This is a genomic window from Rummeliibacillus pycnus, from assembly GCF_050459865.1.
Taxonomy (GTDB): Bacteria; Bacillota; Bacilli; order Bacillales_A; family Planococcaceae; genus Rummeliibacillus; species Rummeliibacillus pycnus_B.
The window spans coordinates 1-26,926 of sequence record NZ_JBCMNM010000017.1 but is presented as its reverse complement, the minus strand read 5'-3'; the positions used below and the strand labels follow the sequence as shown (position 1 = coordinate 26,926).

24 protein-coding genes are annotated in these 26,926 nt (G+C 33.9%); 10 read left to right on the top strand and 14 right to left on the bottom strand.

All coding sequences use genetic code 11. The annotated features are described in order from the left end of the window. The first annotated feature begins 195 nt into the window (after positions 1-195). Positions 196-1,371, top strand: a complete 1,176-nt coding sequence (locus tag ABE048_RS04200; protein WP_430309347.1) for an aminotransferase class I/II-fold pyridoxal phosphate-dependent enzyme — start codon at positions 196-198, stop codon at positions 1,369-1,371. 301 nt (positions 1,372-1,672) lie between these two features. On the opposite strand, the gene ABE048_RS04195 is transcribed toward ABE048_RS04200, so the two are convergent. The 9 genes from ABE048_RS04195 to ABE048_RS04155 all read right to left on the bottom strand — a co-directional run bounded on the left by ABE048_RS04195 (position 1,673) and on the right by ABE048_RS04155 (position 10,670). Further along, positions 1,673-1,882, bottom strand: a complete 210-nt coding sequence (locus tag ABE048_RS04195; RefSeq protein WP_430309345.1) for a hypothetical protein — start codon at positions 1,880-1,882, stop codon at positions 1,673-1,675. Positions 1,883-2,056: 174 nt separating this feature from the next. Then, positions 2,057-2,914, bottom strand: a complete 858-nt coding sequence (locus tag ABE048_RS04190; RefSeq protein ID WP_430309570.1) for a nuclease-related domain-containing protein — start codon at positions 2,912-2,914, stop codon at positions 2,057-2,059. Positions 2,915-3,291: 377 nt separating this feature from the next. Continuing rightward, the gene (locus tag ABE048_RS04185) at positions 3,292-3,780 is read right to left on the bottom strand and encodes a hypothetical protein (RefSeq protein ID WP_430309343.1); all 489 of its coding nucleotides are present in this window, start codon (positions 3,778-3,780) and stop codon (positions 3,292-3,294) included. A gap of 215 nt (positions 3,781-3,995) precedes the next feature. Further along, a complete protein-coding gene (locus ABE048_RS04180; RefSeq protein WP_430309341.1) occupies positions 3,996-5,138 on the bottom strand; it encodes an acetylornithine transaminase in 1,143 nt (380 codons plus the stop codon). Beyond that, positions 5,135-5,914 (bottom strand): acetylglutamate kinase, encoded by a 780-nt coding sequence (gene argB, locus ABE048_RS04175; protein WP_430309339.1) that lies wholly within the window; start codon positions 5,912-5,914, stop codon positions 5,135-5,137. Before argB ends, ABE048_RS04180 begins: the two co-directional genes overlap by 4 nt. Then, complete coding sequence (argJ, locus tag ABE048_RS04170; protein WP_430309337.1) at positions 5,877-7,103, bottom strand: bifunctional glutamate N-acetyltransferase/amino-acid acetyltransferase ArgJ; 1,227 nt, start codon at positions 7,101-7,103, stop codon at positions 5,877-5,879. Before argJ ends, argB begins: the two co-directional genes overlap by 38 nt. 12 nt (positions 7,104-7,115) lie before the next feature. Then, positions 7,116-8,150 carry an N-acetyl-gamma-glutamyl-phosphate reductase gene (gene argC / locus ABE048_RS04165; protein WP_430309335.1) on the bottom strand — a complete coding sequence of 345 codons (1,035 nt, stop codon included), beginning with the start codon at positions 8,148-8,150 and terminating at the stop codon, positions 7,116-7,118. Positions 8,151-8,430: 280 nt separating this feature from the next. Then, positions 8,431-9,645, bottom strand: a complete 1,215-nt coding sequence (locus tag ABE048_RS04160; protein WP_430309334.1) for an AI-2E family transporter — start codon at positions 9,643-9,645, stop codon at positions 8,431-8,433. Between the two features lie 74 nt (positions 9,646-9,719). Then, entirely contained in the window at positions 9,720-10,670 is a 951-nt protein-coding gene (locus ABE048_RS04155) for an LCP family protein (protein WP_430309333.1), read from the bottom strand. A 122-nt stretch (positions 10,671-10,792) separates the two neighbouring features. Here ABE048_RS04155 and msrA point away from each other — a divergent pair, with 122 nt between their 5' ends. The 7 genes from msrA (at position 10,793) to ABE048_RS04120 (ending at position 19,907) form a co-directional block, all read left to right on the top strand. Beyond that, entirely contained in the window at positions 10,793-11,320 is a 528-nt protein-coding gene (gene msrA / locus ABE048_RS04150; RefSeq protein ID WP_430309331.1) for a peptide-methionine (S)-S-oxide reductase MsrA, read from the top strand. Between the two features lie 202 nt (positions 11,321-11,522). Continuing rightward, entirely contained in the window at positions 11,523-12,428 is a 906-nt protein-coding gene (locus ABE048_RS04145) for an AEC family transporter (protein WP_430309330.1), read from the top strand. A gap of 75 nt (positions 12,429-12,503) precedes the next feature. Continuing rightward, positions 12,504-13,403: a DMT family transporter gene (locus tag ABE048_RS04140; RefSeq protein ID WP_430309328.1), complete on the top strand. Its 900-nt coding sequence runs from the start codon at positions 12,504-12,506 to the stop codon at positions 13,401-13,403. A 259-nt stretch (positions 13,404-13,662) separates the two neighbouring features. Then, positions 13,663-14,496: an SH3 domain-containing protein gene (locus tag ABE048_RS04135; RefSeq protein WP_430309327.1), complete on the top strand. Its 834-nt coding sequence runs from the start codon at positions 13,663-13,665 to the stop codon at positions 14,494-14,496. A 337-nt stretch (positions 14,497-14,833) separates the two neighbouring features. Beyond that, a complete protein-coding gene (locus ABE048_RS04130) occupies positions 14,834-15,895 on the top strand; it encodes a DHH family phosphoesterase (protein ID WP_430309325.1) in 1,062 nt (353 codons plus the stop codon). A 723-nt stretch (positions 15,896-16,618) separates the two neighbouring features. Then, the gene (locus ABE048_RS04125; RefSeq protein ID WP_430309324.1) at positions 16,619-18,124 is read left to right on the top strand and encodes a succinate CoA transferase; all 1,506 of its coding nucleotides are present in this window, start codon (positions 16,619-16,621) and stop codon (positions 18,122-18,124) included. A gap of 178 nt (positions 18,125-18,302) precedes the next feature. Next, positions 18,303-19,907, top strand: a complete 1,605-nt coding sequence (locus ABE048_RS04120) for an ABC-F family ATP-binding cassette domain-containing protein (protein WP_430309322.1) — start codon at positions 18,303-18,305, stop codon at positions 19,905-19,907. A gap of 443 nt (positions 19,908-20,350) precedes the next feature. On the opposite strand, the gene ABE048_RS04115 is transcribed toward ABE048_RS04120, so the two are convergent. From ABE048_RS04115 to ABE048_RS04105, 3 genes are all read right to left on the bottom strand, one after another. Continuing rightward, complete coding sequence (locus ABE048_RS04115; RefSeq protein WP_430309321.1) at positions 20,351-20,551, bottom strand: cold-shock protein; 201 nt, start codon at positions 20,549-20,551, stop codon at positions 20,351-20,353. Positions 20,552-20,734: 183 nt separating this feature from the next. Continuing rightward, the gene (locus ABE048_RS04110; protein ID WP_430309320.1) at positions 20,735-20,935 is read right to left on the bottom strand and encodes a cold-shock protein; all 201 of its coding nucleotides are present in this window, start codon (positions 20,933-20,935) and stop codon (positions 20,735-20,737) included. 225 nt (positions 20,936-21,160) lie between these two features. Continuing rightward, a complete protein-coding gene (locus tag ABE048_RS04105; protein ID WP_430309319.1) occupies positions 21,161-21,439 on the bottom strand; it encodes a DUF1033 family protein in 279 nt (92 codons plus the stop codon). A 688-nt stretch (positions 21,440-22,127) separates the two neighbouring features. Here ABE048_RS04105 and ABE048_RS04100 point away from each other — a divergent pair. Continuing rightward, positions 22,128-22,778 (top strand): 5-bromo-4-chloroindolyl phosphate hydrolysis family protein, encoded by a 651-nt coding sequence (locus ABE048_RS04100; RefSeq protein ID WP_430309317.1) that lies wholly within the window; start codon positions 22,128-22,130, stop codon positions 22,776-22,778. Then, complete coding sequence (locus ABE048_RS04095; RefSeq protein ID WP_430309316.1) at positions 22,775-23,959, top strand: toxic anion resistance protein; 1,185 nt, start codon at positions 22,775-22,777, stop codon at positions 23,957-23,959. Before ABE048_RS04100 ends, ABE048_RS04095 begins: the two co-directional genes overlap by 4 nt. 56 nt (positions 23,960-24,015) lie before the next feature. Here ABE048_RS04095 and ABE048_RS04090 read toward each other — a convergent pair whose 3' ends face one another. Further along, entirely contained in the window at positions 24,016-25,917 is a 1,902-nt protein-coding gene (locus ABE048_RS04090) for a vWA domain-containing protein (protein WP_430309315.1), read from the bottom strand. A gap of 10 nt (positions 25,918-25,927) precedes the next feature. Further along, entirely contained in the window at positions 25,928-26,791 is an 864-nt protein-coding gene (locus tag ABE048_RS04085; RefSeq protein ID WP_430309313.1) for an AAA family ATPase, read from the bottom strand. Positions 26,792-26,926 lie beyond the last annotated feature (135 nt).

Sequence of the window (26,926 nt, the reverse complement as noted above, 5' to 3'; positions counted from 1 at the left end):
TAATTTTTTATGAAAATTCACACTAATACATAAATTTTCTGAAATTTAGTAATCTAAAAGCTTTAAATTCCATCTTTTAAGCAATTAAAAAAATTATTGATATTTTTAAAATTTTTATGTATTACCCTGTTATATAATAGATAACTATGGTAGAATATTTGTTAAATTTATATTTCAACTAAGGAGTGCTTACTAGTGAAAATCGAAAGATCAAAGAAAATGGCTATGTTTCCAAAAGCAATATTCGGAGATTTAAAGGCCGCCGCCACTCGTAAAGCAGCTACTGGTACAAAGATAATTGATTTAAGTCTAGGTAGCCCCGATCTACCACCAGATGAGAAGGTTCGTATGGAGCTTTCAAAACAAGCAGCTTTGGCAAGTTCTTATGGCTATACTTTAGGCGGAACAAAAAAATTCTATCAAGCTGTAGCAAATTACTATAAACGCCGCAGTAATGTAGATTTAGATCCCGAAACAGAAATTATTCAAACAATGGGTTCACAAGAAGGTTTAGTCCATTTACCAATGGCTTTTTGTAACCCTGGGGATTATGTTTTATCAACTAATCCCGCCTATGTAGCCTATGATGCCGGTATTCACTTAGCCGAAGCGATTCCTTATTATATGCCTTTATTAGAAGAAAACTCATTTTTACCAGACTTAGATGCAATTCCTACGGAAATTGCAGAAAAAGCTAAATTGATGATTTTGAATTTACCTGGTAATCCAGTACCTGCTATGCCTTCTGAAGATTTTTTTGCAAAAGTCGTTGCATTTGCAAAAAAACACAATATTATCGTACTTCATGATTCTGCATATTCAGAGTTCTATTTTGATGGTGGTAAACCAATGAGTTTCTTATCTACTCCTGGTGCTAAAGAAGTTGGTATGGAGATTAATTCACTATCAAAAAGCTTTAGTTTAGCTGGATCACGAATCGCTTATATCGCAGGAAATGCTGAGATGATTTCAATCATTCAAGAGCTAAAATCAAATCTTGACTTTGGTACTTTCCAACCTATTCAGGATGCTGCTATTGTTGCTTTAGACAATGCCGAAGAAATTACAGATCATTTACGTGCTGTATTTACAAAGCGTCATCGTACATTAATGGAAGGTTTGAAAAACATTGGTTGGACTGTTACACCTTCAAATGGTGGTATGTTCGTTTGGGCAAAATATCCCATGCAAGAACTGAATGATATCGATTTTGTTTTCAAAGTGATAGAAGAAACTGGAGTCGTTATTGTACCTGGTTCTATCTTCGGGGAAGCTGGAAAAAATTATGTCCGTGTAGCATTAGTTCAAGATGAAGCATTATTAAGTGAAGCAGTTAAACGTCTAGGAAAGCTTTCTAAGATTGAAGCCTAATTTGGAATATTGGAATTTGTAAGTTAAGAAGCCCGAGTTTGCTTGAAGCAAACTCGGGCATTTTTGTTTGATGCGGATTTATTTTATGCTCAATTTACTGAAACTGGCTTGAAATTTTGTGAAATTGATCTGAGTATCAAAGTTTATTACTGATAATCGATGCATTTTTATATAAATATCAATCTATATATGTGTAATCTGGGTGTTTTTTTACCTTTTTGTTTCGATTTCTATAGTTTAAAGGCTATTTTAATTGATTCCAGTGTCTTTTTGCTTCACTCGAGCCTCTTTTTGCCCCACTCTAGCTTTCTTTTGCTTCATTCGAGCTTCCTTTTACTTCACTCAATCTTCTTTTTGCTTCACTCGAGCTTATTTTTGCTTCACTCGCTCTTCTTTTTGCTTCACTCGAGCTTTCTTTTTGCTTCACTCGAGCTTCCTTTTGCTTCACTCGAGCTTCTTTTTGCTTCACTCGCGCCTCTTTTTGCTTCACTCGAGCTTCCTTTTGCTTCACTCAATCTTCTTTTTGCTTCACTCGAGCTTCTTTTTGCTTCACTCGTGCTTCCTTTTGCTTCACTCGCGCTTCTTTTTGCTTCACTCGAGCTTCTTTTTGCTTCACTCGAGCTTCCTTATGCTTCAGTCAAGCTTCTACAAAATCTAAATTTTCTAAATTCCACTCACTCTTATATCATTTTCGAGAATAAACAACACTTCGGGTTGTTCCACTTCTAATTAATCCAAATCTTATAAAAAGACGCCTAATCATATTCCGATTTGATATTCCCAAAAATTCCATACCCTCTTTTATCGAAATTGTTGATTTTATCAACAAAAACCAGTCCTCCAAAGCTTGTTCAAGTGCATTTTCTATTTCTTCGTTACATTTGTTGCATCTCCATATTCTTTGATTGATTCGTACACCTAGATGACCGCATTTACAGATGACTCCTTTTTTCAAATCAGTAACATCAATTTTATATCTGTAAGAAAGTGGTTCGAACTCTACTAGTGATTGGTTTCTATCGATTGATTTTGCAAGTTTCTTTATATGAGCTTTATTTATTAACGAAGGTAATGAATTTAATTTTTCAATATATAATGGGAGCTCTCTTCCAAATAATAATTTTACCTTTTTAGGTGACTTCCGTATAATCGTTTTTCGATTTGGCATTGCTATTACACAATGAACAGGGAGATCTAAGATTTTATTCTCCATGCAAAATTCTTTAATATTATACGCTGCGGTGATGACCTGAATTTGAGGACAACTATAGGCTTTTTCCCCCTCTTCCGTTTTCTGAATTAGTTGTGCTGGGGAAGATTCAAAAAATAATTCGCCCTTCATATTTTTTACTTCAACGATTAATATATATTTCTCTGTTATTAATAGACCATCGATTTGTGATTTTTTGTTGTGAGGTAAAGTAATTGTGATGTTCGGTAAATAAACAAACTGACCGCTAATTTTGGCTTGCTTAATAAATTGATCAATGAGTTGTTCACCTTGCAAACCCGCTAGGAAACAATATGATTCTTCGAGTAGCATTTGTTGCTTGTAATGATTATGGGGTAGTCTTACTTGCATTCTTTCAATTGCAGATTGTGTAAGCGGGGACTGTCTTAGTAAAAAATAAGCACCACTCCTTTTGCATATTTTAGTTGAATTCTTATGAGAAATTGTATTTTATCACCAAAAAACATACCTTTGATTTCGCAATACAATGCTCAACTCTATTATAAATAATATATTTATAATTGTTAAATATTTCAATCTATCTTATCTCTTATTGCATCTCTTTTTTTATTATATAGACTATCGAGGTTAATAATAAACATAAAAATAAGCTATCCCTAAGATAGCTTTATAATATATACCCATAAAACTTGATAAAAATTTTTTAATCGGTTTTAATCAACCTATTGTTACAAAATAACCCAAAGTTGTGGGGTTGCTTGTGGTGGAATTGAGAGTGTGCTGATTTTGTAAAAAACGGCTACTTCACGATTTACAAAGATTTCACTTCTGTATTCCAAAAACCCTTGAGATGACCAAATTACAGCATTCTCATTTATTCGTGTAAGTAATTGATCCCCAACCAAATTTGTTTCATTATCAAATTGACCAATCATAACAGCAAAAAAGTTGTCTCCTTCATTTACCACTAGAATTGAAGGATTGAATTCTAATGAACTTTTTCCTGAATCAAATTTTGGATTTTGAACATATGCTTTAAAATAATTGCCCACTTTTATATCTCTAAATTTTAATATATCAAAATTTCGCCCATGTACAATAGGCGTATTAGGTTGTAATTTCAAAAGGATCGTTTCATCGGAATCTTTAAGCTGACACTTTATCATAGCTCTCTCACCAATATGAATAATTTTACCTTCTAAACATTGATACTGCATGAAATCCCTCCTTTCTTCTATTATATATTAGTTTCAAATAATGAGAGATCCCTTACTTTACCTCTTCTGTCTAAGAAATTTTCTAACCCTCAAAACAAAAAATAGTGCTTTCCAATAAGTAGAAAGGTACCCGTTCCTTTCCGCTTATTGGAAGCACTAAAAAGAGGTTATTTGCTAGTGAATGGCGGTTCTCTGAGCGCTTTAATTCACAGATGTTATTTCAAAGATGATGTAACTGGAATTGATGCCTGTAAAATAGTGACAGCATCGTCGATTTCCTCGTAGCTTACTGTAAGTGGAGGTAGTATGCGTACCACCTTATCTCCAGCAGCTACAAGTAATAAACCATTTTTTTCAGCTGCATCAACGATTTTTGTAGAATTTTCACAAGTTATTCCCTGCAATAACCCCATTCCGCGAACTTCTACTGAAGAAGGTAGTGCCTTAACTAGTTTTTCAGTCAGATATTGTGATTTTTTCTTCACATTTTGTAAAAATTCTTTATTAAAAATTTCATTCACAACAGTTGTAGCTACTGACACAGCTAATGGGTTTCCACCAAATGTAGATCCGTGTGTCCCTGGTCCAAAGCTATCATATAGTTTTGCTGTTCCAAGCATAGCACCAATCGGGAAACCGCCTGCTAATCCTTTTGCAAGTGTTACAATATCTGGTTTTAACGCTGTTTGCATGTATGCATAAGCTGTCCCCGATCGGCCAATTCCTGTTTGCACCTCGTCTACGATACATAAAATATCTTTTTCTTCGCAAACCTTTTGAATTGCTTCAGCAAATTCAGGTGTGATAACATGAACGCCTCCTTCTCCTTGCACAACTTCTAACATGATTGCTGCAGTTTCATCGTCAACAGTTGAAAGTAAACTTTCTGCATCGTTATATGGAATGTATTCAAATTTTTCAACAATTGGACCAAAGCCACTATGTACTTTTTCTTGCCCAGTTGCTGACATTGCTCCGAAAGTTCGACCATGAAAAGAGTGTAGACATGTAATAATTTTATGTTTTCCAGTATGCTTTCTTGCTAATTTAATTGCTGCTTCATTCGCTTCTGTTCCACTATTACAGAAAAATGCGTGTGCAAGATGGGTATCTTTTACTAATTTTTCTGCCAATTGTTCTTGGAGCTTGCTTTCAAATAGATTTGATGTATGCCAAAGAAGTTCACTTTGCTTTTTGATTGTATCGACCAATATTGGATTTGCATGGCCAAGGCTTAGTACTGCAATGCCACTTGTGAAATCTAAATATGTCTTACCATTTTCATCCCATACCTCTGTCCCTAAACCTTTGACAATTTGAACAGGTCTTCTAGCATAGTTTCCGAATAATGCGCTCATGAGCGAACACCTTCTTTAGATATTTTTGTTCCTTCAAAATTTTGATTAACAATATGAATTGCTGGAATACCTGCATTTAAACATTCAATTGCTGCTTCAACTTTTGGAATCATTCCACCATATATATCTTCTGATTGAATCCATTGATTAATTTCTTCAGGATTCACTTCCTTTTGTACTGCATCTTGTATCTTTATACCATTAGTATCCGTTATAAGAAATAACGCCTTTGCTCCTATTGCTAAGGCAATATGACTTGCCACTGTATCACCATTAATATTAAGGGGAAATCCATCATTTGTTGCACCAAAGCAAGCAATAACGGGTACCTTTCCAGCATTTAAATAGCCTTGTATTTTTTCTTCATGAACCTTTAAAATTTTACCCACATATCCATATTTACTTTGATCTAAGAAATCACTTTCAAAAATGTTTCCATCTATCCCATTTAATCCAATGGCTTTTATATTAGCTGAAACGAGTTGTTTTGTTAAAAAAGGATTCACTTTTTCAACAAGTGCTTTTTGTACAATACTTACAGCTTCCTTAGAAGTATAGCGAATACCATTAATTGTTTTATAAGTAATATTGTTTTTCTCTAAATCTTCATTAATAGTTGGTCCTCCACCATGCACAATAATCACTTGAAAGCCTTTTGATTGATACTTTTTAAGTGCCTCAAAAAAGGATGTTTCGAGACCAGCTAACATACTTCCTCCTAGTTTTATAACTAGCTTCTTAAGATCTGTATGTGGCATTAATTTGGACATAGTCATATGTTAAATCGCACCCCCATGCTGTTCCTTTGCCTTCACCAATTCCTAGATCAACAGCAATTTTCACTTCATTTTGTTTTAAATATTCCGTTAATTCTTCCTCTGAGAATGGAATTGGTTCACCGAATTCTACAACAGTTGTAGAACCGAGTTGAATGGAGATTGTTTCAGGATTCACCGTCATACCGCTATACCCTACTGCACAAATTACTCTTCCCCAGTTTGCATCACAGCCGAACACTGCTGTTTTTACTAAAGATGAACCTACTACAGTTTTGGCAATTTGGAGAGCTTCTAAATCAGTGATTCCACCCGTAACATTGACTTCGATTAGCTTAGTTGCACCTTCACCGTCTTTAGCAATCATCTTAGATAAATCTTCACATGCTGCTTTAAACGCATCTGTAAAAACATTCCATTCAGGATGATTTGGCGTTAATTCATTGTTTCCTGCTAAACCATTTGCAAGAACAAGTACAGTATCATTGGTTGATGTATCACCATCAATAGTAATAGCGTTGAATGTTTTTTCTGTTGTGTCTGAAAGTAATGCTTGCAATGTTTCATGGCTAATATTGGCATCCGTTGTGATATACGCTAACATTGTTGCCATATTTGGTTTAATCATGCCAGATCCTTTCGCAACACCAGCAATGACGACTTCTTTAGTATCGATTTTTATTGTATACGCAGTATGTTTTGTCACCGTATCTGTAGTTAATATGGCTTGTGAGAAATCAAGTGCATCTTCTAATTGTGAGCCTGCTTCAATTTTCTCGATTCCTGCTTTAATCGTATCCATTGGCATTAATTCACCAATAACTCCTGTAGAACAAACTCCAACTAAATTTTGAGATATTCCTAATTTATCAGCAGTTAATTTTTGCATTGTAATCGCATCTTCTACACCTTGTTTTCCTGTGCATGCATTTGCATTTCCAGAGTTAACGATGATGGCTTGCATTTTCCCAGTATTATGCACCACTTCTTTTGATAATAATAAAGGTGCCGCTTTAATTACGTTTGTAGTGAATACCCCTGCTACATTTGCAGGTACTTCACTTACTAAAATTGCTAAATCCTTTTTCTTATGTTTTACACCGCAATGAATTCCTGCTGCCTTAAATCCTTTTGGCGATATCAGATTATGGCTTGCACTTCTCTTTATACTTTCTATTATTACTGTCATGTTCTTCGCTCCTTAAATCCAAATTGGAATTTGTTTTAATCCACATGATTCTTCTAGACCAAACATTAAATTCATATTTTGTATTGCTTGTCCGGCTGCACCTTTAACTAAATTATCAATCACTGAAATAATTGTTGCACGCCCAGTTCTTTCGTCTACATTTACATGAATATCGCAATAATTTGTTCCACGAACTTGACTCGTACTTATTTTTGAAGCATCGTCAATGATTCGTATAAATGGGTGCTGGTCATACTTGTTATGTAGACAACTTAGAAGATCACTTTCTGTTACTCCATTTTGTACTTTAGCGTAACTAGTTGCCATTATTCCTCGATTCATCGGAACCAAATGAGTGGAAAAGGTAATTGGATGATCTGTGAATGCGAACATTGACATCGCTTGCTCGATTTCAGGAATATGCTGATGTTTATTGATTTTATAAATAGAAATATTCTCGTTTGTTTCGCAAAAATGATTATTTGCATTCGGTTTGTTCCCTGCTCCACTTATCCCACTTTTCGCATCAATAATTAAATTCTCTGAATCAATTATATGATCATGTAAAAGTGGGAGAAGAGATAATAAAACTGCCGTTGGATAACAACCAGGGTTAGCAATTAATTTTGCTTTTTTTATTTCTTCTGCATTCCATTCTGATAAACCATATACACTTTGATGTAGAAATGGTTGCGGAGGTGTTGCTAACTTATACCATTTTTCATAATCTTCTGCATTTTTTATTCGGAAATCACCTGAAAGATCAATCACTTTTACTCTCTCTGTCAAAATTTCCGGAATCAGTTTGCTTGATACCCCGGAAGGAGTACTAGTAAAAACCACATCTAATTTTTGCAATGCTTCAGGTTCAATTTGTTGTAATGGTTGGTCTATAATTTTTCGTAAATGTGCATATTTATTCGAAAACGCTACCCCATTTTCTGATGATGAAAAAAGATGGATATTTTCAATTTCTGAATGATTATACAAAAACCTTAATAATTCCAGACCCCCATATCCTGTTGCTCCAATTACCCCAACCTGCATTGCTCTCACCTCTTGTTTATGATGTAACTATTATATTTCTGGATATTTATAAAGTCAATTGTATTTTTATAATTTAACGAATTTTTAACAAAAAGAGAATTATTAATTATTTTTAGATAATATCCTTTCTCATTTGGTGGTACACAATTCGAAATATCAATCAAACCCGTTTGAAGTCATTCACCTCACTTTTCTACTGTAATACTATCTAAACGTCCCATAGAACCAAAAAAAGAAAAGACATTCATATGACGATAATGCGTCATGTGAATGTCTTTTTTTAATGGTGATCTGTGTTTCTCCAATCCTCTATTTGATACTCTTGATCTGGATTAACTGCAAACCTATTATAACGTTTTTTAAAGAGATAAAAGAGATGCGTTACAAATACTTTTAATACTGCGTATCCTGGGATTCCAAGAACAACTCCAGGTACACCAAAGAGGGCGCCTGCTGTAAGTAATACGAATATTATAGTGATTGGATGTACATGGAGTGATTTCCCCATGATTTGTGGTGAGATAAATTTACCTTCTACTAATTGTACAACCGTCCAAACGACAGCTAATTTTAGCAACATAATTGGTGCATTTACCACTGCAATAATAGCTGCTGGTGTAATCGCAATAATCGGACCCAAATATGGCACAACACTTGTTAACATCGCTAAGACCCCTAAAACAACTGCATAATCTAAACCGATGATTAAAAAACCAATTGTCACCATGACCCCAATACAAAATGCAACTAAAATTTGACCTTGAATATAACTACTAATTTGGTGATCTGCCTCATGAAATACATGTGCAGTATCTTCTCGCATACGTGGCGGAAGAAGTTTCAGAATGTATTTTGGTAGTTTTTCTCCATCTTTCAATAAATAAAACAAGATAAATGGAACTGTAATAATGGCCAAAACAATCCCAGTCAAAGTAGAGATAAAACCTGTAATACCAGTTGCTAAACTTGTGCCTAATTCTTTTGCAGCGTCCTTCACTGTGTTATTTAACTGATTTGAAATATTATTTAACGCATCATTCAAATCAAAATTATATTTTGCCAATGATTCACTTAAACTAGAATTCTCAAGAAAGTTTTGAACTGAGTTTACTACTTGCATAAAGTAAATCGGAAATTCCTGTGTCAAATTCATAAATTGCTCTTTTAAGAACGGAAATACAAGTGTAACGAATAATGAGATAATCCCGATTCCTGCAACATAAATAATTAAAATCGCCCAGATTTTCGGTATCTTACATTTCATCAATAGATGTAAAACAGGTCTTAGTAAATAATATAGAATCATCGCCAAAATTACTGGTAAAACAACGGTTTTTAAAAAAACTACAATCGGATAAAAGATGAAGGAAATCTTATCATAAATTAAAATGATGCATCCTAATAGTAGTAATGTAATTAATCCATACAACAGATTTTTGCCACCAAGAAACTGGATAAACCTTGTTGATAAGAATGAACGCTTTTCTGGTTGCAATGAATTCCCCCCTCTTTTGTTACACTTTCAAAACATTTTTTCGTCCTATCTACTAATACCATTATACTCCTATATTACTTATTGGAACCAAGAAATTTATCTAAAGCTTGTTGATTTTGTGGGACATTAATTTCAAGAACAGAACCTGCTTGTGGATAATAACCATAGCTATAACTATGTTCCACAGGAATTGTTAAACGTTGAATATTAATTCCGCCACCTTTAATAATGGATAACATATATGATAATTCTTTACTATTTGTTAAATCAGTTTGGACGTAACCTTGAATTGCACCAAGTAATTTAGGATAGTTCTTAAAGTTCGATGGTGAAAGAGCTTCTTTTTTCAAACCTTCGAGTGCTTTTTGTTGACGATCAACTCGACCAAAATCACCAAGATTATCATGACGGAAACGTGAATAGCCTAATAGTTCTTTTCCGTTTAATCGTTGTTCACCTTTTTTCAAACTAACTCCGATATTTTGAGACATATCATGATCTACATAAACCTGTACACCATTAGGAGCAATAATATCCACTAATGATTCAAAACTTTTAAAATCGATTAATGCATAATGATTAATTTCTACATCAAACATATTTTGCAATGTACTTTTTAACAACTGAACTCCATCTAAATAGTATGCAGTATTCAATTTGTAGGATTGATACCCTGGAATATTTGCATAAATATCGCGCATAAAGGAAACCATTTTGACATCATTTGTATCTTTATTCCAAGAGACTAACATCATGGAGTCTGTTCTTGATCTTGCTTCTCCGCGAGAGTCTACACCTAATAATAGGATATTTTCGACGTTTGATTTTGTTTGTGTATCTCCTTTAAATTGCTCTGTTTTATGTGTAATGCCAGAACTAGCCGCTAGTTTTTGACCTGCTTTATATTGCGTATATGAATAAACACCAACAATAATCGCTAGTAGAACTAATATAATAAAAAAGGTACGACCTTTTCTTAGTTTTCGTTTTTTCTTACGGACATGAGTATGACGCTTTTCCTCCATATGACTTTCCCCTTTCTTTACTTCTTTTTTTCTAGGAAGTTATCATGTACACTACATAATAGATGTAGAAACTATTCTACGCAAGTATATTGGGCCAAATCTGAATTTAGGAGGTCATCAAAATGACTACAACAACTCTTTCAACTGCTACTTTTGCCGGTGGATGCTTTTGGTGCATGGTCAAACCATTTGTCGAATGGGATGGCATACACAGTGTTACTTCAGGCTATATGGGTGGTCAGATAGAAAATCCTACATATGAAGACGTTAAAAAAGGTACCTCGGGTCATCTAGAGGTCGTCCAAATTGTTTTTAATAACGAAATCTTCCCATACAAAAAATTACTAGAAATTTTTTGGCAACAAATCGATCCTACTGATGATGGAGGTCAATTCCAAGACAGAGGGACTAATTACCGCACTGCCATCTTTTATCATTCTGAACAACAAAAGTTAGAAGCTGAACAATCTAAACTTGAATTAGCTAATAGTGGTCGATTCAAAAAACCAATCATTACTGAAATTAGAACTGCTGAATCCTTCTATCCAGCAGAAGATTATCATCAAGATTTTTATAAAAAGAATCCTAATCATTATAAAAAAGATCGCGCTACATCTGGCCGCGATGAGTTTCTACAAAAATTTTGGTAGTCACATTCATATGTAAAGACGTTAAAATTTAAAATAGGGTTCGTCTAAGGAGACATCGCTTTTTGCGATGTCTCCTTTTTATTTCTATTATTAAATTTTCTCAAATAAGTTTATAATTATACATTTTTTCTTACAAAAATACTTGCCATTCTTTCGGAACATGAAATAATAAAAGAGGACAATTTTATAAGAGGTGACGATTTTGGATCTGTTTTTAATTATCTTACCGGTATTAATCGTCTTTCTTATTGGTTATATCGGACAAAGAGTTATCGGTTTTGATATCAAAACCATTTCTACCGTGTCATTGTATTTAATGTCGCCTTTTTTAGCTTTTCGTACATTTTATACAACTGCATTGACAATGGATTATTTATACATATGTATGTTTGCAATTCTATTAGTCATTGTATTATTTATCATTACTTGGATTTGGGCTCATTTTCTAAAAGCAGAAAAATCAGAAGTTTCAGCAATGGTGCTCAGTGCAGTATTCATGAACAGTGGAAATTATGGCGCACCAGTAGTCCTGTTTGCATTAGGTTCTCCAGGGTTTCATATTGCCGTAATAATCATGGTGTTACATTCATTATTCATGAATTCTCTAGGAATTTTCTTTGCATCAATTGGTGGAAAGGGGCAGTCTACTGTCAAACAAGCACTTCGCAATGTCTTTAGAATGCCTGTTTTATACGCTTGTCTCTTTGGGATTACCCTCCAACTGCTTCATGTTCATGTTCCAAAGTCAGTGATGAATGGCGTGGATCTAGTTGCTGATGCGTCTATTCCTATAGTAATGCTTGTATTAGGTATGCAACTTGCAACTATTAAAAAAACACGGGTGAAATATCGGTTTGTTACCTCTGTTAGCATTATACGTATCATTGTTTCTCCGATTGTTGCAGCAGTAATTTTATGGTTTATGCCAGTAAGTGATCTCATCAAATCTGTTCTAATTATTCAAGCAGCAATGCCTGCAGCCGCAAATACCACAATGTTAGCCTTGCAATTTGATACAGAGCCAGATTTAGTTTCATTTACAACATTTGTTACAACCATTATCAGTATTTTCAGTATTCCGATCGTGATGCATTTCTTAGGCATTTAGCTAATATTCTGAATAAGTTTGGATACTATTATTTTTAAGTATGAAGAGAAATTATTTTTTATGGGAGGGCATTTGATGAATAAAATTCCTCCAGTTGTTTTGTTATTAATTGCAACCATACTTTGGGGTGGGAATTTTGTTATTGGACGAGCTGTTGCAAATGAGTTACCCCCCTTCACATTAGCATTCTTGAGATGGTGTGTTGCGTTAATCGTTTTTCTACCAATTTCTTATAAGGTTTTCAAACGAGATTGGCCAAAAATCAAAAAACACTGGGTAATCATTCTTGTATTAGGTTTTACTGGAGTAGCGAGCTTCAATACTTTAGTATACATAGCATTACACTTTACTACTTCTATTAATGCATCCTTAATGAATATGCTAACACCTGTCGTTATTTACTTTATGTCATTCATTTTCCTAAAAGAAAAATTAAACCGCAATCAAATGATTGGTACCGCTATTTCATTCATTGGTGTAATAACCATTATTTCAAATGGCTCGCTCAAAACACTATTGCATTTTACCTTTAATAAAGGGGACTTAATCGTAATTATTGCAGTTATTCTTTGGAGTATTTATTCACTTTTGGTTAAGCAATATTCTCAGGAGCTTCCAGGACACTCAACATTCCTTGTTTCAATTGCAGTTGGAATTATTATGTTACTACCGTTTTATATCCATGAATCATTAACAACTACAATGGTTATTCACTGGTCCGTTACTTCAATTTTCGCCATTCTTTATACAGGTATCTTAGCATCAATAGTAGCTTTTATTGCCTGGAATACTGGGGTTGTCCGATGGGGTGCTAATCGTGCAGGGATTTTCTTAAATTTTATACCCGTTTTTGCATCTATTTTCGCCGTTCTTTTCATTGGTGAAAAAATAATCGCTTCACAAGTGATTGGTGGGCTTCTTGTTGTGGCAGGAGTTTATTGGACAAGCCGAAAAATTGCAGGAACTTCAAAATAAAATATAAACTTTCATTTAGTAGGTCGTAGTTTTTTCTACGACTTTTTTCTTTTATTTCGCCCTATGCATCTACTTCTATTTTATGAATAAAAATTAACCCTTTTTAAATTCCCCTACTTTTAACATAGTCAAAAATTCACCAATTAGGTTTATGGGATAATACACGACTAGATCCAAACGATCATTTTTTAAATGTTACAATTATTACTTGCTTTTTGTAACAATTGTAATATATAGTTTATCCAAGGAGGAATTAATAATGAAAAACAAATCCATTCTGTCAAAAACATTGATCGCCACTCTTGCTATTGGAACAGCCTTATCGTTTTTCACACCGGTGAATAACGCGGCAGCAGAAAATGTTACAAATGTTACAAAGGTGACGAATAGTAAACATACTCCTACATACAAAACAGCATCTATTTCGAACTTTAAATTAATTCGAGCAAATAAAACAGTAAAAATATACGAAAAATCGTCAACAAAAAGTAATATATTAGATTCTATAAAAAATGGCCAAGGTGTAGTTGTTTTAAAGAAATTTAATAACGGTTGGTCAAAGGTTTCATTGCAATATGGTACAGGGTATATTCCAACAAAATATTTATATAGTCCAAAAACCAATTCAAATACTCACTATGCAATGAATACAAGAAACACATATTCATATTTTTCACCAGAAAATAGAGGGTCTGGCTTTAGTACTTATTACAAAGCAAATTTCAAAAATAAATATTCTGCAAACAAGACATTAACAGATTTTTGGTATTTCAATTCTGAACCTGATGCGAATGGAAGAATGGAATATGAAACTTCTAAAGGACTTTACTCCGGTTATAAAGATATTGGAATCGCTACTTTAGCGATCAAATATCCCGTAAAACTGAACAGTTCTTGGAAAGGACTTGATGGTCAAACCCTGAAAATTGTTGCTACTAATAAAACGGTAAAAACAAAAGCAGGCTTATTTAAAAAAGTTGTTGTTGTACAAGATGGTCAAGGTAAAAACTTCTCATACTATGCACCTCAAATCGGATTGATTAAACAAACATTTAATGGTAAAACTTATACAGAACTTTCTGCAATCGATTAAGATAATCGTGGCGTGTCAAATAATTGTAAAAAACTTTCTTATTAGACACCCCTTTATATAGAAAAACTAAGTGGGGATTTTCTTCTTCCCCTCTTTAGTTTTATTTAAATCGATTTTGTTTTGCCTTCACTTTTTTCTGTTGGCCAATATTTTAATTTTTAATGGGAACTTAATTTGCAGTTAATAGGAAAAACCGGGTTTATAAGAAGTTGGTCAAGGTAAAACTTTGACTAGCTTCTTTTTCAATCTAACGATTTGTTTCATCACACAGCGATTATTTCGAGCAAAATAATGTTATAATGTAAACCTATGTTTGATATGAAAGGCGTTGAAAGACTTGAATTTAAAAAATTTGCCAAAAAGACTACAAAATTATGAGCATATCCATTTAATTACTCATACAGATTTAGATGGTGTTGGCCCATCAATTGTACTCCGTGCTTATGGGATAACTCACTCTCCTTATTATGTTGAAACACGTAAAGTGGATGAAGCTGTACAAGCTCGTTTAGCTGAATTGAATGATCATGAATTATTAATCATTACTGATTTAAGTGTAAATGATGAAACAGCTGAAATGATTGAAAAAGTGAATCGAAAACCAGATGGCCGTTTTGCCATATTAATTGATCACCACGCATCAGCTGTTGCTTTAAACAAATATGATTGGGCTACAGTCCTACCAACATTAAATGATATTAAAATGTCTGCAACTACATTAATCTTTAAAGAATTAAAAGATGCAGAATATGAAATTTCCCCTATAATTCATGTATCGGATGAAGAAATCGAAGAAATTGAAAAGACAAATGAGTATTCAGTCATTGAAAAAGAGTTATTTTTTGATCGTTTAGCACATTTAGTAGAAGACATCCGTTTATATGATACTTGGGATTGGAATGTGCTATCTATTCAAGAAGCGACAGATTTAAACACAATTTTCTACGCTAGACGAAGACATGATTTTATCCATGCACGTATGGACTATATTTTAAATGGTCAATTATTTACGCCTGAAGATACTACCTATCTTGAATTTTCAAAAGATGAACTTCGTAAAGTATTAAAGAAAAAATCAAAACAAATGGTCATCGTCCCTAATTTCCAACTAAAAGGACATGAATCACCTTTAAATATTGGTGTGGTTGAAACAGACTCCTACTACAGTGAGTTAGGAAACCATTTGGCAGAAAAATACACAGAAGAAATTGATGTTGTCTTTATCATCAGCTTAGTCAAAAACCGCGTTTCACTTCGTTCGATTGGCAATGTAGTCAATTTATCAGAAGTTGCGAAAGCTTATAATGGTGGAGGACACCCAAATGCTTCTGGTTGTGATTTATCTGAATTAGGACCTGAATTTCTTCTTGCTGTACTTGAAGCAGGTAAAAATAAATAATTCTATACATCGATATAGGTTTTAATTTTAAAGCAGCTCTCCAAGTGAGGCTGCTTTTTTGTAAAATTTGCATTTATTTAAATCAATTTCGTAATACAAATTGCATATAAAATATACGAATATTTAATGATATCCAATTTTGTTCATTGTAGAGCAAAAGACAGGCAACTCCTGCGGGAAGAGCAAGCGAATCAAGACCCCGCAGCGAAATTAAGGAACGGAGTCTAAGAACTCCACGTCCTGTGGCAACGAGGAGGCTTGAACCTGACGTTTCACTTTCGATACAGGAAAACATCTGATGCTTGCCCGCAGAAAGCTCCTGTCTGTAGCGGAACATCTAAATCTGAATAGTGAAAAGTTATGTGTTAAAATGTTCTTATTTAAAAACCGAGAATGGATTTATGAAATTGATTCATTTACTTTATTTTTATTAAAAATGCCCCATTAGTACCTTTAAATATTTAATCTCTCCACTTCTCTATAAAAATTTTTTTTATAAATTAAAAGAAAATAGTAGATTATTCTAGTGATTTTATGTAAATATATAGATAGAAACCGATTACATTTATTGTTCAGAGTGTTTCGAGCGCTCTCAACTATCATTCTTATTTTTTATAAAAAAATTAAGTCATCATTAAATTGTATTTAGACATATTGTACAATTTCATGTTACATACTATTGGATGAGGTTGAGTAAACATTTCATTTTAGGGGGTATTTATTATGGAAGCAACAATCGAAAGCAGAATCGGATTAAAAGAATTAGTAGACAAAGTGGTATCTGCAGAACAAGCAGCTTCACTTATTTCTGATGGCGATGTGGTAGGTATGAGTGGTTTCACTCGTGCAGGTGACGCTAAAGTCGTACCAATGGCTCTTGTTGAACGTGCTAAAAATGAGAAATTCAAAATCGACGTATACACTGGAGCATCACTAGGTCCAGAAGTTGACCATTACTTAGCAGAAGCTGGTGCTATTCGTAAACGTGGACCATTCCAAGGCGATAAAGGAATTCGTACACTAATTAATAAAGGTGAAATCCTGTTTGCAGATATGCATTTATCTCATAGTGCAGAACAATATCGTCAAGAAATCTTTGGACCATTAAAATATGCTATCCTTGAAGCTGCTGCAATCACAGCTGATGGTTATTTAATTCCAACAACTTCTGTCGGTAATAACCCAATCATTGCTGACGTTGCAGAAAACATCATTGTCGAATTAAACATTTCGCATCCAGAATCACTTATTGGTATTCATGATATCTATGTTCCAGAAGAACAAGGTAAACGTCAACCAATTCCTTTAACAAATGCAGCTACTCGTATCGGGGAAAAAGGCATTAAAATTGACCCTGCGAAAATTAAAGCGATTGTTATTTCTGAAGAACCTGATGCACCATCTTTAATCGTGCCACCAGATGAAGAAACACAAGTAATGGCTAACCATTTATTAGATTTCTTCCGTTCAGAAATTAAAGCTGGTCGTCTAACAAACACATTAGCACCTCTTCAATCTGGAGTAGGCTCAGTTGCTAACGCTGTTTTGGATGGTTTTGCTGATTCTGAATTTGAACATCTACAAGTATTCTCAGAAGTATTACAAGACGCTGTTTTCAACCTAATTGATGCTGGTAAAGTTGATTTTGCTTCTGCAACATCTATTACTCTTTCAGAAGAGTTAGGTAAACGTGTATATGAAAATCTTGATCAATATGCTGATAAATTGGTGTTACGCCCTCAAGAAATTTCAAATCACCCAGAAGTAATTCGTCGTTTAGGTTTAATTTCAATTAATACAGCTCTAGAAGCGGATATTTACGGAAATGTAAACTCTACTCATGTTTCAGGTAGTAAAATGATGAATGGTATCGGTGGATCTGGAGATTTCGCACGAAATGCTCGTTTAGGTATCTTCGTTACTAAATCATATGCTAAGGGTGGTTCAATCTCATCAATCGTACCAATGGTGCCACATGTTGACCACACAGAACATGATGTTGATGTAATTGTTACTGAACAAGGTGTTGCTGACCTTCGTGGTTTAGCTCCAAAAGAACGTGTACCATTAATCATCAATAACTGTGCTCATCCTGACTTTAGAGAACAGCTTTGGGATTACTACAATGCAGCTGTAGAAGCTACAGGTAACGCTCAAACACCACATATTTTAAACCGTGCATTTGAAATGTATGACAACCTTGTAAAAACAGGTTCAATGAAAAAATAATTTTATCAACTATTTGCGAAGAGAGCTCACTGCTCTCTTCTTTTTTATTTTCTTCATTCCTTAGCAGCCTGTATAAGGAAAAAGGAAAATCTTAGAAATACACTACCTGATATAATGCTATAGAGCTTTCACAATATCCATGATATAATAGTAATATTGTGAAAAAGGAGGTACTTACATGATTCAAGTAAGTAACGTAGGTCTTCGCTATGGCGACCGTAAGCTATTTGAAGACGTTAATATTAAATTTACACCTGGTAACTGTTACGGTTTAATCGGTGCCAATGGTGCAGGGAAATCTACATTTTTGAAAATTTTATCAGGAGAAATCGAACCACAAGATGGAAACGTTAGTATGAATCCTGGTGAACGTCTTACTGTTTTAAAACAAAATCACTTCGAATACGAAGAATATTCTGTTCTAGAAACAGTCATGATGGGTCACAAACGATTATATGACGTGATGCAAGAAAAGAATGCCATCTATATGAAAGACCCTTTCACTGACGAAGATGGTATCCGCGCTGCAGAGCTTGAAGGCGAATTTGCTGATATGAATGGTTGGGAAGCTGAGTCTGATGCAGCAATCTTGCTACAAGGTTTAGGAATTTCTGAATCAATGCACTATATGAAAATGGCCGAGCTTACTGGTTCTGAAAAAGTAAAAGTTTTACTTGCTCAAGCCCTATTCGGCAAACCAGATGTATTATTACTAGATGAACCTACCAACCACTTAGATTTAAAAGCAATCCAGTGGTTAGAAGAATTCCTTATTAACTTTGAAAACACAGTGATTGTCGTATCCCATGACCGTCATTTCTTAAACAAAGTATGTACTCATATCGCGGACCTTGACTACTCTAAAATTCAAATTTATGTGGGTAACTACGACTTCTGGTATGAATCTAGTCAATTAGCTCAAAGAATGTTAAATGACCAAAACAAGAAAAAAGAAGAAAAAATTAAAGAATTACAGGCATTCGTTGCTCGTTTCTCTGCAAACGCATCAAAATCAAAACAAGCAACTTCTCGTAAAAAAATGCTTGATAAAATCGAATTAGATGATATCAAACCTTCAAGCCGTAAATATCCATTTATCAACTTTTCATTGGAACGTGAAATCGGTAATGATGTTTTAAGTGTTGATGGTTTATCAAAATCAATCGAAGGTGAATCACAATTTAAAGATCTTCGCTTCACAATGAACAAGGAAGATAAAATTATTCTTCTTGGTAACCCGATTGCGAAGACAGCATTACTTAAAATTATCGCTGGTGAAGATGAAGAGTTCGAAGGTTCTTACAAATGGGGAGTAACAACTTCTCAAAGCTACTTCCCTCTTGATAACGATGAGTTCTTTAAAGGTTCAGAAAAAACATTAGTAGAATGGTTACGTCAATTCTCCCCAGAGGATGAAACAGAAACCTTCCTACGCGGCTTCTTAGGTCGTATGCTATTCAGTGGTGAAGAAGTTAAGAAAAATCCTGCTGTTCTTTCAGGGGGCGAAAAAGTTCGTTGTATGCTTTCTCGTATGATGCTTTCTCACTCAAATGTATTACTTTTAGATGAACCTACAAACCATCTTGATCTTGAATCTATTCAAGCGTTAAACGAAGGTCTTATTAGTTTTAAAGGCGCTATGATTTTCACATCTCATGACCATCAATTTATCCAAACAATTGCGAATCGTGTAATTGAAATTCGTAAAGATGGTTCAATTTTAGATAAACAATTAACTTATGATGAGTTTCTTGAATGGAAAGAACAAAACAACTTAGATTAATCAATCTAAACTATTCACTTTAAACCAATTGAAGGGATTAGCAGTCAAACACTGACTACTAATCCCCTTTTCTTTTTTATTTCAAGATATTTTGGATATATACAAAATATATAAGTAAGACTTTGAATTATCTAACAAATATATTTGTGCTATATCTCTCCTACTACTTTTCGTTTAATTTTTAGAATACCATACCAAATAGTATTGTCTAATCTAGCATAACTATTGATTACCTCAAAACTCATATACCTTACCTATCTTACACATTTCGGAATAAATTTTATTAAAATAAGTAGTAATTACAAACCACTTTCACAATCAATATTAGTAGTACATTCTATAAAACCGAATCATGAATTTCATTTAAGAAATTTGAACAATTTCAAATAAATTCATTAACAAAAAAAGAGCACCCTTTATGGATGCTCTTTTACTATTTAAGATTAGAATTTAGTTACGTTTGCTGCTTGTGGTCCGCGGTTACCTTCAACCACTTCAAATTCTACTTTTTGACCTTCATCAAGAGATTTGAAGCCATCGCCTTGGATTGCTGAGAAGTGTACGAATACGTCATCTTCACCTTGTACTTCGATAAAACCGAAGCCTTTTTCTGCGTTAAACCATTTCACTGTACCTTGTTTCATAATTGAAACCTCCAAATAAATAAAAATTTTAAATCAATACGCAATTTTCAACCGAGATCAAAGATTTACATATTACAAAAAGTATCTATTCGCCAGGTACCCTTTGTAATATATAAATGTGATACACCCAAAACTATGTATTTGAAAGTAAGGGGTAAACGAGTTACCCCTATAAGCAGTAAATTAAATTTTTGTAACGTTTGCTGCTTGTGGTCCGCGGTTACCTTCAACTACTTCAAATTCTACTTTTTGACCTTCGTCAAGAGTTTTGAAGCCTTCGCCTTGGATTGCGCTGAAGTGTACGAATACATCGTTTTCGCCATCAACTTCGATAAAACCGAAGCCTTTTTCTGAGTTAAACCATTTTACTGTACCTTGTTTCATGTGAGAAAACCTCCAAAAATAAAAGTGAACAAATAAGAATTAACGACCTAAAACAAAAATTCACATATTACATAAAGTACCGATGACAAGCCGATCACTTTTTGTAATATGTGAATGGAAGTTTGCGGTAAATCAATTTCATTTGTTAAACATAGTATACCACGTAATAAATCAATGTCAACAAAATTGAAGATTTTTCAAAAAATTTATTACTTTCAACTTGGGTCAATTTTTTTCTTCCCATATAATCCCGTGATAAGTTTGAATATCATCATCACAGGCTTCACAGAATTGAATTTCATCATCCGACCAAAATGCCCAAAATCGATCCTTTTTATGAGCATGATGTACATATTTTTGCTCAAATCTTTTCAAAGTATTAACTAAAAAACGTTTAGCTTCTTCTTTGTTATCGAATATGTTCTCTTCAACAATGGTCTCTTCCCAACCTTCAAACTGCCACCATGGCTCATAATCTGCTTTTATATAAATAACCTTGTACATTATATGTCAACCCTTTAATCATTTTTTGTTAGACGTTTACAAATTACACTCTAATCTATCTATAATCCAAGTAATCTATGTGAAAAAATAACTATAAAAATCATTTTCCTTTTAGTAGGGGGAACTATATATTTACATCAATTAGACCTAACTTAGAAATGTATTTTAGAAAAACATACATTTTTTAATGCTTCACGAGATGAAAAAACGTCGATGAAGTAGTGGATTTTTTTAACTTATTTAGAAATTTTAAATATTAACCTAAATAACCAATTGCCTTGTTTAACCAATTTGTATTTATGTGACTACACTTATATTGTATAACTTTGGATTTAAACCTGCCAAGGCATTTGACTTAATGCGATCATTTCAATCAGCTATTAATATTGAGCAAGAAAGTTTCTTCATCTAAAGTACTGATTATTATAAACCAACTAGTCGAAAAAATTGAAAAAGAACGTTTAATACTTTAAATTATATAATAAGAAGAAACTGGGCCGACAAGCAAAAATTCTTCGTCGGCCTTTTCGTTCGCATACAACGTTACAATATATTAAAATAACAATGATAATCATTGAATAAAATATTGTAATTAAACTTAAATCACGTACTCTTATTAGTAAAAAGATGAAACTTTCTCACGCTTCAATCGTACTAAAAGTAAGAGCTTAAGAAGGAGGCAAATCTATTGCTTAAATTTGGACAATTTATCTTAAGAAATTTTCTCAATATAATCGTAATGCTATCTGTATGGCTAGTATGTACATTTAATTTTGACATTAATTTTTGGATAAGCTCTTTAATATCAATCACTATGTATTTCCCGTCTAATTTTATAATTAAGAACATTCAACAATACAGTTACTTAAAAAAAATTGGACTAACTCGCTCAGAATACAAACATATTCTAGAACAACTAGATGAAGCTCAAAGCCAGCTTAGAATTTTAAACCGTAATTACACCAAGGTCCGTTCCATTTCAACATTTAAGCAACTATTTGAAATGAATCGCCTTGCGAAAAGAATTGTAAATATTGTTCTCAAAAACCCTAAAAAATTTTATCAGGCTGAACAATTTTTCTACGCTCATCTTCATTCAGCTAGTGAATTAACCGAGAAATACGCTTTATTATCTTCTCAACCGATCAAGAATCTGGATGTTCACTTAGCTTTACAAGAAACACGCGAAACTTTAGAAGATCTAAATAATATTATGCAAGAAGACCTTCATTCTGTACTAGCAACAGACATTGAAGAACTTAAAATGGAATTAGATTTCGCACAATTATCAACAGCTCAAAAGCAAACTTCTGCAACCATGAGAGGAGAATCTAAATGACCAATTCATCTTCTAATTCATCAAAGTCGATGGATGATTTATTAAGTAATCCATTTGAATTACAACCTGAACCATTGCAATCTACTGTTAATCCACTTGAACAAAAAGCTCCTTCTGTACTTGAACGTTTACCAGAGGAAGATCAGAAAAAAGCCAAGCAACTTTCAGAACAAATACCAGTTGGCAATTATGAATCAATCTTAACTTATGGTGCGAATGCCCAGACTGAACTATCCCGTTTTTCTCATCAAATGCTTGATCATGTACAAAGAAAAGATATCGGGCCAGTAGGTGATGTTCTGAAAGATTTGATGGACAAATTAAATGAACTTGACCCTGAAGAACTCCAAAAAGGTGAAAAAAGTGGCATTCGTAAATTTTTTGGTCGCGTTTCCCGTTCTTTGCAAGAGCTTATGACAAAATATCAGAAATTAAGTACACAAATAGATCGAATTGGTATTCAATTAGAGCATTCGAAAACAGGTCTTGTAGAAGATGTTCATATGTTAGACCAACTTTATGAGCAAAACAAAACCTATTTTCAGGCTTTAAATATTTATATTGCTGCTGCTGAATTAAAAAAAGAGGAAATTGTCTCTAAAATGCTACCTGAATTGAAACAAAAAGCAGAAGCCTCTCAGGATCAAATGGATGTACAGGAATTTAACGACCTTGCACAATTTGTAGATCGTCTTGAAAAACGTGTTTACGATTTACAGTTATCCCGTCAAATCACGATTCAAACAGCACCACAAATTCGAATGATTCAACAAACAAATCAAACTTTGGCGGAAAAAATTCAATCTTCCATTATGACTGCTATTCCATTATGGAAGAATCAAATTGCTATTGCCTTAACTTTAAATAATCAGCGTAAAGCCGTAGAAGCACAAAAACAAGTAACGAAAACTACGAATGACCTACTTCTGAAAAACTCTGAAATGTTAAAAGTTAATACAATAGAAACCGCCAAGGAAAATGAACGTGGTTTAGTGGAAATCGAAACATTAAAGAAAACTCAAGAAAATCTAATTTCTACAATCGAAGAAACCTTACAAATCCAAGCAGATGGTCGTCAAAAACGAAAAGCTGCAGAAATTGAAATTGCACGTATGGAAGAAGATCTAAAACAACGTCTTTTATCCATTCACACAAAGCATCAAGAAAGATCACCATATTAAAATTAATGGGGAGTAAGCTAAAGTATATCAGCTTACTCCCCTTCTCTATTTTTATACTATTGGCTTTGGATGACTAAAGATATCATCTTTCGCAACAATCTTAATGTAACATCTGTAAATTTTTCGACACTGTCTGCTGCAACTGTATGCGTACCATAGATCATATGAAAAAGTTGTAATTGCTCTTCTCCTGGCATCTCGGTATTTAAGAATAAGTGGAGTACTTGTATATTCTGTTTTTCTGCTTCCAAAACTGCTTCTGCAGTATCTTTAACACCATTTTGAGCATATTCAAATGCCGATGGTTCACCATCAGAAAAAACGAGTAAGAAGCGATGTTTTTCATCACGGTGTTTTAACCGTTTTGTCATCCAACGAATTGCAAATCCATCACGATTATCTTCATGTGCCTTAAGTGACATTATAGCTGCACCGCTATCTTTCTGGCCATCCTCTAGTTTATGCAGCCATTCAAAAGTATTTGGCTGAATTTCAGTTGTTGCTTCATAAGCATCCTCATAAAATGAAACCATTTCGTGTGGAATTTTCATTTGTCGAAGCACATCGTGGAATAGCAAAACAGCTTTTTTGGTTTCATCCATTTTATCCAGCATGGATGCAGAACCATCAATTAGTAAACCAAAAACGGCATCTAATGGCTTTGCAGGCGCATTTTTTTGATAGAAAAGTTTTGGGCGATCCTCTAACAGAAAATTTACTAATTTGGAAGAATCTAATCTTCCTTTTGATAAATGCTCTCTTTTAGCAATTTCTTTTTGTGCCAGTCGTTTTCGGAATTCTGTTGTTAACGCTTTTACATTTGGAGCTTGTGCTGCTCGCCATGTTGCTAATGTTGTCAATACTTGTATATCTTTGGTTTGTTCAATTCTCTTTTCTTCAAATACAACATTTGCATTTTGCTCCCCGTAATCTTTTCCCGCTTGTCGTTTACCTCTTGGTAGTTTTTTTGCATCGTTAAAAGATGAAACTTGTGGAGTTGTATTTGAATTTGGAGTCCCTCCTACACCTTCCTCTGATATTTCGTTGCCATCTTGACCTTCTTCTGCTTCTTGGCTTAATGCCTTACCAGCATTTCCTCGTTCAAGTTCATATCTCAAGTGTACACCTGTTTCTTCCTGCGTTTCTCTGTGCCAAGTCCGAAATAGTTGTTCAATCGTTGCTTTTGCATTTTTTTGATTACCACATTCTTGGCCCTTTACTCCTTTATGCTCATGGAATTTTGCCGCTTCAGGGATTGAATCCATCAATGCATAATAATTGAGCATAAGGTCTTTTGTAATACTCTCTTCTATATAAGGCATCACTCGGTAAATCAAATTGATACTATCGTTAGTCGATTTCATATCATAAATTTGTTGAAAAGGATAAAGAGTTGATTCAAATTTCTCAGAAATTTCGTTTTGAGGTAATTTCATCATTCCTTCATGCGCTGCCAAATATAAATAATTGACTAACGCATCTGCTACAAATCCCTTTTGACAATTCACTTCAAATCTATGTTTGTGCGAATCAATATACGTATTTCTTCTTATTTGAAATGCTTTAAACGTGCCTGGTCTTTTTTCCACAACACCGTCCATTAATCGAAATTCTTCAACAAGTAGGACTAGTTGTTTGAATAATTTTTTTAGTGGATAATCTTTTATTTCTTCTTCGAGGGTAAGCCAGTCATCAACCTCAAATTCTTGCCAAAAACCAGTTGTTAACAAATAAAGATCCGAAAGACGCCCCAAATTCATTGTTTCCTCATCACGATGTCTCCAAAATACACTTATCGCAATTTGCTGTTCTTGTGGTCGCATCTCAATTAATTGTCTTTCTGTAATAGATAGATATGGAGCATTTGCAAGGGCTTTTGCGAGTTGCTCATAATGTAACATTTGCCTTGGATCGATTTGTTCGTTATTAAATTGTATAAAGCGACTTAGTTCGGCCATTTAAAAAACCTCACTTCATCCACGTTTTTGCTAACTCAATCACTAAATCTTTTTCACTCTGATCATCTAATTTTTCAGCTACGGCATAACGAATAGCTCGAAGTGGATCCATATATTGTGCTAATTCTGTTGCATCAAGTAAGCTACGAATTGATGCAGCTTCTTCACTTAATAAACCATTAATTACTTGTTGTTTTAAATCCCCTGCAATTTGTAACATCAATGTTTGCAGTTCATTCGATACTGTAGGAAATCTATTTTGCCATAATTCTTTTAATTGTTCCCCATCTAAATATGGAATACTAAATGAAACAAAGCGATTTTTTAATGCTTCATTCATTGGAGCTGTTCCAATATACCCCTCATTGATTGCAGCTACTATGCTAAAATCAGGATGCGCTTGTATCACTTCTCCTGTAAATGGATTGGTCAACATTCGACGATAATCCAAAACACTATGCAAAATCGGTAAAGTTTCAGCTTTCGCCATATTAATTTCATCAATATAAAGTAGATGGCCTTGCTTCATTGCCTTGACGACTGGGCCCTCTATAAATTCAATCATTGTTTGGCCATTTTTTTGCACCATTGTCTTAAAACCAAGCAAACTTTCAGCATCTAGATCAACTGAACAGTTAATACTATGCATTGGTTGACTGAAAAAGTGAGAGAATGATTCCGCCATTTTAGTTTTACCAGAACCTGCAGGACCTTTAAGTAACACAGGTTTTTTTAGCGTAACACTTAATAGTACATCTTCCCATAAATAATCATTTGGCGAAATATAACCGCCTTTTCCAATTAAGAGTAAATCCTCTTTAGAATGATTTCGATTTTTTCTTGTTGTTTGTTCCTGTTGTATAATTTGTTGCATTTTAGCTTCTCCTTTCATTCAATCGAAACGATGACGAATTAACCCATTACTTTTATATACATGCTGTATAAGTAAAAACCATTTAGCGATGCAATTTAACTGAATGATGTGGAAATAGCTTCGCTTTCCGCGGGC